This window comes from Cellulosimicrobium arenosum, from assembly GCF_014837295.1.
GTDB lineage: Bacteria > Actinomycetota > Actinomycetes > Actinomycetales > Cellulomonadaceae > Cellulosimicrobium > Cellulosimicrobium arenosum.
Genome location: NZ_JACYHB010000031.1, coordinates 1 through 1148 on the forward strand (window position 1 = coordinate 1; position 1148 = coordinate 1148).

1 protein-coding gene is annotated in these 1148 nt (G+C 67.4%); it reads right to left on the minus strand.

The genetic code is table 11. The annotated features are described in order from the left end of the window. Positions 1–133 (minus strand): NAD(P)-binding domain-containing protein (locus IF651_RS18400; RefSeq protein ID WP_479682366.1); only part of this gene is annotated, 133 nt, incomplete at its 3' end. Positions 134–1148 lie beyond the last annotated feature (1015 nt).

Genomic DNA, 1148 nt, shown 5'->3' on the forward strand with positions numbered 1-1148 from the left:
GACCCTCGTTGAGCGCATCGACGAGCGACGTCGTGACGTCGAACCCGCGCACGACAAGACCACCACGCACAGCCTCGCGCGCGAGGGGCAGCCCAACATACCCAAGTCCGATCACGACAAGGTCAAGAGGCATGGAGCCCAGGTCCTTTCAATCTGTGGTCGAACCCGGGAGGGCGAGCCCTCGAACGGGTCCGGGTCACGGGGAGGTGAGGTCGGCCGGGAACCCCGGAGCGGAGCTCCGGTGAACGCCGCATGAACGGCCGGAGGTCGAAGCAAAGGATACCTGCCCCCGACGGTGGCCCGTAGGACCCCGCACCGGGGCGACAACGGGCGTCGAAAGGTTCCTCAAAGCCGCCACCGCGTGACCCCTCGAGTGAACCTTCGCCAGCGCTCTCGAACGGGGCATCACAGTGAGCACACCACGTTTGACGACCCCGCCGCCTGCTCGGCGAAGCCCTGGCCGATGTTTCGCCGTATCTGATGCGGCCGCTGCTCACGTTCGTCGCCGTCGACGCGTTGACGAGGAAGGTCGTGATGCCGGACGTGTGATCAATGCTGTCGTCGTGGTCACCAGGGCGTCAGTGGCGACAGGCCCCGTGAGGTCCTAGGGATGCGCGGATCATCGCGAACCTGCCGACGCGACCTGGCAGCGCTGCAGGACGCACGACGCGGCGAACGTGAGCCCCTGTCCCGAGTGCCTGTGGCGCGCGTGAGGCGATGCTGCACTCCCGGCTACGACCAAACCGGCGCCGCACCGACGCCGCAGAGCATCTTCTCGAACCGGACGCGACCGCGCGTATGGTCGGCCCGGTCCTGGCCGAGCAGACCGACGAACGGGGCCGAAGGGCGCCCGCCACCTCGGCCTCGAAGCCCTCTCCAGATTGCCCATCGAGCTCGGCGGGTGACCTGGCCGAGGTCTCGCGTACATGACGGATCGCCAACGTCGAGCATCCCAGCGCCACCTGGGTCGAGCGTTCCACCGCCGGCTACTGCACTGCAGTGTCGGCTGTGCTCCGCCCACAGTTGAGTCCCTGATAGTGGTGTAGCGCGGTCGTCGGGTTCGTCGGCGTCGTCGTTCGACGCGACGTAGAGCGGCCACCGCGTGATCCTTCGAGTGAACCTTCCACAGCACCCTCGAACGGAGCATC